The sequence below is a fragment of the Candidatus Neomarinimicrobiota bacterium genome (assembly GCA_030743815.1).
Lineage (GTDB): Bacteria > Fidelibacterota > Marinisomatia > Marinisomatales > S15-B10 > UBA2146.
In genome coordinates, this window is sequence record JASLRT010000053.1 from 1 (window position 1) to 6,899 (window position 6,899).

Sequence of the window (6,899 nt, forward strand, 5' to 3'; positions counted from 1 at the left end):
AATCCGCGGTGAGGATGAGACGGAAAACCACCAATATAACCTTCTGGATCATCATTCTTGAATTCGTCTAAAAGTAAAAATGGATCGAGAGTGTCCAGATCGGGAGAGCCGATGATACGCTTCAGTTTGACGCCCGCGCCGTCGCTGGTCTGGATTCCTTCAATTACCGACGTAATCGGACGCGTGCTCTTGCTCAATCCCGATTTACCAGTCAATCCACGCTTTCGGCTTAGACTGGACGATCTCCTCAATCCGCTCCATGACGTCGGACGTCAACTTCTCCACCACATCTGCAGCCTTCAGATTCTCTTTCAACTGATCCACGCTTGACGCACCCAGGATGACTGTGCTGACGTCAGGATTCTTCAAGCACCAAGAGAGACTGAGATGAATAATGGAGATTCCTAACTCATTGGAAAATTCGGTCAATCTTCGCGTTTTCTCAACACGGTCCTGCCCTTGCGGCGAATCGTGCCGCTGCCTGAGAAAATCATATTCTTCCAGCGTCATGCGCGACTCTTGAGGAATGCCGTCTTTATACTTGTTAGTCAATACTCCTGATGCCAGCGGCGACCAGATGGTAGTACCGAGCCCTTCATCCTGGAAGAGGCGCAGATACTCCCGCTCCATCTTTTTCCGCTGGAAGAGATTGTATTCCGGCTGCTCCATAGTAGGCGGGGTCAAATTGTACTGGCGGGCGACGCCGTAGGCCGCTCGGATTTCGTCAGCGGACCATTCGGACGTCCCCCAGTAGAGAATCTTTCCCTGCCGGACAAGATTATCCATGGCTCGGACTGTCTCTTCAATGGGGGTGTGCAAGTCAGGACGGTGGCAGAAATAGAGATCGAGGTATTCTACATGGAGGCGCCTCAGAGCGGCGTGACAGGCGTCGGTGATATGTTTTGTGTGCAGGCCACGTTGAGTCGGCTTTTCCCCGCCCCAGAAAACTTTGCTGGAGACGCAGTAGGTGTCCCGGGACCAGTTCATCTTCTTGAGGACATTTCCCATAATCTCTTCAGATTTCCCGAACGCGTAAACTTCGGCATTATCGAAGAAGTTGACACCGGCATCATAAGCAGTTTTCATACAGTCCGCTGCTGCTGATTCATCCATCTGAGAGGAAAATGTGACCCACGAACCGAAAGATAGTTCGCTCAGTTTTAGTCCCGCTGTTCCCAATCGTCTATACTGCATGCCCCTATTCTCCTCTGTTAAGCGGTGAAACAAAAAATCTCGTCCTCAGTGAAAGAATGAACCTCAATTCTCTACTCCGCAGTTGCCGCCATCACTGCTTCTCTCAATTCTACCACCACCCTCGCATAGTTGTAGGAAGGATTGTAGGCAAGGATAGACTTCCAGTTCCTCGATCCTCTTACAAAACTACTGCTGTTTCTATCGTAACCGTTCTTCACCAGGTAGTTGGCAATACTTCCCAATGCATCCGGCCATTTGAATGGGTGGCGAACCCCATCGCCATCGAAATCTACCGCATAGTGATTGAAACTGGAGGGGATGAACTGTCCGTAGCCAAAAGCACCCGCATAGGAGCCGTAGAGCGTAAGGGGTGGAACGAAGTTATGGTAGCAGTAGAGAAGATATTCCGTCATCTCTCTTTCTACCCACCTTTCCTTTTTCGGGATTCGATGGATAACAGTATGCAGTGCATTGAAGACAACGAATTTCTTCGCGCTCCGTCCGTACTCCGATTCCACACCGATGATGCTTAACAGCAGAAAGGGATCGACGCCGAATCTGTCTTGCACGGCTCTGATAAGCTCAGTATGTGTCCTGAAGAATTCCGCGCCGGCAAATATTCGGTCATCTGTGATAAAGATTTTGCGGTAGCGTTCATAGGTGTAGGTTTCAGCCGGATGGGTAAACCGCCGCACTACTTCATCCTCCAAGAAGATGTCGGGGTGAGTAAATGTCCTGTAGACGAAATCCGGCGCAACATCGTTGTCTCTCAGCGATGCCACAACTTCGCCGTAGATTCTTCGGCTGAGATCGTTTTCAGCGACAAGCTCAACCAGTTCCCTCTCAACGGGGGTGGACCACTCCTGATAGTGTCCATCCTGTGCAAGGCTTAGCGAAGTGAGAAGAATAATTGAGGTCACGATGTATCTTTTTGCTCTCACCTCTCCTCGAATTGACATCGGTCTGGCGCTTCTTACTAAGCCAGTTTAATCAGGGAACTACCCATTCGAATCGAAATTGAATCAGGTGTTCGACTGGACGTAAAGATCAAACTTTAAAATTCCCTGCGCCTCAATCTGCACACTCTTTACACATACCAAAGAGTTGATGAATGTGACGGACAAGACTGTAGTCGAATCGAGAGCATATCCCTTCCTGCAGTTCCTCGATCTGTGGATCAAAGAATTCAACTATTTTGCCGCAGCGAATACAGATAAGGTGATCGTGATGCGTACAGTCGAGCCAGTGTTCGTAGCGCCATTTACCGTCACCTATATCCATGCGCGAAACAAAACCGTGCTTATAGAGAAGATCCATGGTGCGATAGACCGTGGCGCGGGAGACTTTGATATCTCTTTTGCGCAACGCAAGATATATCTCTTCCGATTCACGATGTTCATTAGAATTGCAGACTTCTTTGAAAACTTCCAGGCGCTGAGGAGTAAACTTAAGGTTCTCATCCCTGAGAACTGATTTGAATTGGGCGAGCTTCTGGTTGGTCATGAAATCTTGTTGAGACTTAATCTCAACAGAATATACACCGCGGGCGAACTATTACAAATGACTTTGTTTTAAAGACGCCTCAGATTGGCGTACTTGGCGATGAGCTTCTTGCGCACATTGCCGCGGAAAACAACGGATATCTTCTGACTTTCACCGGCCCCGTCAACCGAAAGAATCATCCCTTTACCAAAGATCTTATGCTCAACCTTGTCCCCCCGTTTCAGGTCATTGAAAGATGTTACCGTGCGGACTTGCTTGAGGGCATAGCTGTCGCTCCCCTTTTCTCTCACATACCGTTTGGTTACTGCAGACTGGAAGGTAATCCGGTCGAGACTCTCTTCGGGTATCTCCTGTAAAAAACGGGAAGCCATGCCGTACCCTAATACGCCGCTAGACCGTCGGCGATTTGTAGCATAATGAAGATATGCTCTCTCCTTAGCCCGCGTCAGTCCCACGTAGAAAAGACGTCTCTCCTCTTCCAAATCACGCGGATCGTCGAAGCTACGCATGATGGGGAAGAGACCGTCCTCAAGACCGGCGATGAAGACCACCGGGAACTCCAACCCCTTAGCACTGTGGAGGGTCATCAGTGTGACACAGTTTGATGTATCTTCCCACTTGTCGATGTCGGTCAGCAAGGAGACCTCTTCAAGGAATTCCCTTATCCCAGCACCTTCGTTTTGTTCACAGAACGCATGTACACTGTTGACGAGTTCGTGAACATTCTCGAGGCGTTCTGAGGCGTCTGCATTTGCCTGCTCCTTGTAGAAGGAGATGAGACCGAGTTCATCCACCAGCACACTAACCAGTTCGGAAGCACTCAGTTTCGGCAACAGATCGGAGTACTTCTTGACGATATGATAAAATTCTTTCAGACCGGTGGCCTGCTTCCCCTTGAGATTCAGCGCATCAGGAGATTGAAGGACCTCAACGAGGGGCAGACCTTTTTTAGCCGCGTAAGTTTCACATTTGTCTACCGTTTTTACACCGATGCCCCGAGGCGGAAAGTTGATAATCCGCTTGAGACTGACCGTATCGGCCAGATTGACGAGCAGACGCAGATAGGCGAGCAAATCCTTGACCTCTTTCCTTTCATAAAACTTGACACCTCCGACGATCGTGTAGGCGATCCCGCGACGGCGAAACGCCTCTTCCAAGGCGCGGCTCTGGGCATTAGTCCTGTAGAGAATAACAAAATCACTGAATGCCCTCTTATACTGCATAACTTCCTTTTCAAGGAGTTCCAGTATCCCTTCAGCCTCTTCTTGCTCATCCAGCGTCTCCATGAGGCCGATCTTTTCCCCATTTTTGCTCTCCGTCCACAGTTTCTTTGTGGCGCGGTACTGGTTGTGCGCAACCACTTCAGACGCCGATGAAAGGATAGTCTGCGTAGAGCGGTAGTTCTGTTCCAGTCTGAAAACTTCGCAATCAGGGAAAGTCTTTTCGAATTCGAGAATATTAGATATATCGGCGCCGCGCCAGCCGTAGATGGACTGATCATCATCCCCCACCACGCAGATCTGCTTGTCGTTCTCGGTAAGCGCCTTCACAAAAAGGAACTGAGGCCGGTTCGTATCCTGATATTCATCCACGAGGACATACTTAAATAGATTCTGGTATTTTGCACGGACTTTGGGATACTGATCAAAAATTGAGAGCGGATAGAGTAGCAAATCGTCGAAATCGAGGGCGTTGTTCTTCTTGAGCGCGTTGGCATAAGTGGGAAAAACCTTGGCTACAATCTCTTCGAAGGGAGAGATTGCTTCATCAGCCGCCTTTGCCGGACTTTCCATCTGGTTCTTGAGCAGACTGATACGACCTCTCACTGAGCGGGGGGTGACACCGTCCGAACTGAGCTTCAGATTCGCCATCACTTCCTTTATCAGTTCTTGCTGATCGTTGGCATCGTAGATGGCAAAATCCTGCGTGAATCCGAGAGGGACAATCTCCTTCCTGAGAAGGCGGGCGCAAGTAGAATGGAACGTTCCGATATTGACGCCCATTGAAGAAACTCCGAGAAGTTTCTTGACCCGCGCTTTCATCTCTTGAGCGGCCTTGTTGGTGAAGGTCACCGCCAAAATATCTTCAGGTTTGTAGCCGGATTCCTGAACGAGGTACGCGATCTTGTGCGTCAGTACACGCGTCTTGCCGGTACCGGCACCGGCGAAAATGAGGATCGGCTTGCCAACCGTCTCCACCGCCTTCTTCTGTACATCATTCAGAGCAAATTGCTTTCCCATTCAATCCCTTCCTATTGTGACTGAATCTTGCGACTTTTTTCACGCCACATCTTCCGGCGATACTTCTGATATTCCTTCTTGGCTTTGATGTGCTGCGCTTCAGTTTCGGAAAACGTGTGATAGCCTTCACCGTTAGCCACAAAAAAGAAATAGCTCACATCTGCCGGATAGAGTGCCGCAAGAATCGACTCCTCCCCCGGATTGTTGATGGGACCCGGCGGTAAACCATAATTAAGATAGGTGTTGTAAGGGGACTCTATTTTCAGATCTTCATTCAGCAACCGTCTCGGGCTGTCGTCAATGATATACTGAATCGTCGGATCAGCCTGCAGCCGCATCCCCTTCTTCAGCCGGTTATGATAGACGGCACTGATGATGGGACGTTCCGAGTTATAAATGGCTTCCCCTTCTATTATAGAGGCAAGTATAACAGTCTCCAGCTCTGTCAGGTTCAACTGCTTCATCCGCTGGCGTACGGAATCGTCCATAATTTGCTGATATTCACCAACGATCATTTCGATAATCTTCTTCGGCTGTTCCCCTTCCGGCAGGCGATAGGTCTCCGGAAAGAGGAAACCTTCCAGAGTCGATGCATCAATACCGAGAGAGTGCACGAATCGCTGATCAGCACACAGTTCCATAAACTGTTCTATATCGGTACCGAGTTTCTCGCTGAACAGTTCAGCGACCTCCCGCATCCGCATCCCTTCGAGAATTGTGACTCTCTGTATCACTGGCGTGCCGTTCACCAGCTGGTGGATGATCTGAAAATTGGAGCGGATATCTGTAAGTGAAAAAACGCCAGCCTGTATGGAAGTTTCGTATCCCATGAGCTGCGTGGCCAGGATAAACGGCTTAGCATTATCAATAACGTGATTCATTTTGAGTGATTGTGCGATTTCTCCCAGCGTAGCCCCCTTCTGCACCTCGATTCTGACAGGTGTTTCGGGATGAGGCTGCGGCCAGAAGACAACGAGGCTGTAGAATGCCACGGCCGTAGCAACTGCAAGAGAGACGCAAAATCCGGCTAGTTTATCGTATCTGTAATTGTGTCTGCGGGCCATTTTTAGGGCAGCGAATGTACCCTTTCTTTTAGGGTAAAACAACCATTTTTCCGACGGTGATTTGACCTTGAATTCAATAAAGGCGAGTCGTATATTTGCGCCGGTCGTGACGATAAAGAAAGAGAAAACTGACATCCATCTTTTCGAAGAATGGACCTATACAGTTAAGAATTATCTGCTTTTTGGCATTGGTCTGTTGACCATCATTGCCGGTTATGTGATAATGGCAAAAGGCAAAGTAGACAGCTTCCAATCGCTTACGCTGGCACCTATCATGCTGTTTTTCGGTTACGTGATTATCATCCCGGCGGCGCTCATATACCGGGATAAATCAAAGCAAAAGCAATGAAGATTTGGGATCGTAGTTCAATTGGTTAGAGCACCGGCCTGTCAAGCCGGAAGTTGCGAGTTCGAGTCTCGTCGGTCCCGCCGGATAGGGGTCAGAACGAACCCTTCATTCTGACCCCTTTTTTTATCTAAATGTAATGTGTAAATATTATCCTTATTTGTTCAATCTACCACCACCACAAACTAAAAACCCCGTGTGACCGAGGCTTGATGTAATTATTTGGGTACCATATATATTAAGGTCAGACACATGGTGCGCGGGGAATGACGCCGTTCGGCTTCTATGATCTGTGTATAGCTTAAACTGCCTAGATTCTTTTTTTTATCCCGACTTCCTATGGAAAGACGGGACAAAATTCCGCCTTTCCATGGAAATCCGGTGGTATCAATACCTAACTACTGCTTAACAAGTATACTTGGGACAGAGATAGGATCAGGACGTGGAACAGCATACTCTGTAGAACCGTATTGAATGGTCATCTCATTAGCATCACTATTTAGTCCAAAGCTACCAGGTTGGCACGGTTGATGTGTTTCATCAGTAGTGAAA

7 protein-coding genes and 1 tRNA gene are annotated in these 6,899 nt (G+C 48.7%); 2 read left to right on the forward strand and 6 right to left on the reverse strand.

Features of this window, described 5'->3' with window-relative positions; all coding sequences use genetic code 11:
- From QF669_04530 to mltG, 6 genes are all read right to left on the reverse strand, one after another.
- On the reverse strand, positions 1 to 215 hold a 215-nt coding region (locus tag QF669_04530; GenBank protein ID MDP6456709.1), incomplete at its 3' end, for a quercetin 2,3-dioxygenase.
- Positions 205 to 1,194, reverse strand: coding sequence for an aldo/keto reductase (locus QF669_04535; protein ID MDP6456710.1), 990 nt, complete (start codon positions 1,192 to 1,194; stop codon positions 205 to 207). The genes QF669_04530 and QF669_04535, both read right to left, overlap by 11 nt.
- A gap of 71 nt (positions 1,195 to 1,265) precedes the next feature.
- Positions 1,266 to 2,135 (reverse strand): lytic murein transglycosylase, encoded by an 870-nt coding sequence (locus QF669_04540; protein MDP6456711.1) that lies wholly within the window; start codon positions 2,133 to 2,135, stop codon positions 1,266 to 1,268.
- A gap of 130 nt (positions 2,136 to 2,265) precedes the next feature.
- Entirely contained in the window at positions 2,266 to 2,697 is a 432-nt protein-coding gene (locus QF669_04545) for a Fur family transcriptional regulator (GenBank protein ID MDP6456712.1), read from the reverse strand.
- 68 nt (positions 2,698 to 2,765) lie between these two features.
- A complete protein-coding gene (locus QF669_04550; GenBank protein ID MDP6456713.1) occupies positions 2,766 to 4,937 on the reverse strand; it encodes a UvrD-helicase domain-containing protein in 2,172 nt (723 codons plus the stop codon).
- Between the two features lie 11 nt (positions 4,938 to 4,948).
- Positions 4,949 to 6,043, reverse strand: coding sequence for an endolytic transglycosylase MltG (gene mltG / locus QF669_04555; GenBank protein MDP6456714.1), 1,095 nt, complete (start codon positions 6,041 to 6,043; stop codon positions 4,949 to 4,951).
- Between the two features lie 64 nt (positions 6,044 to 6,107).
- Between mltG and QF669_04560 the strand changes: the two genes are divergently transcribed.
- Positions 6,108 to 6,350 carry a hypothetical protein gene (locus QF669_04560; protein MDP6456715.1) on the forward strand — a complete coding sequence of 81 codons (243 nt, stop codon included), beginning with the start codon at positions 6,108 to 6,110 and terminating at the stop codon, positions 6,348 to 6,350.
- Between the two features lie 6 nt (positions 6,351 to 6,356).
- Positions 6,357 to 6,430: transfer RNA gene (locus QF669_04565), tRNA-Asp, on the forward strand.
- Positions 6,431 to 6,899: the final 469 nt, after the last annotated feature.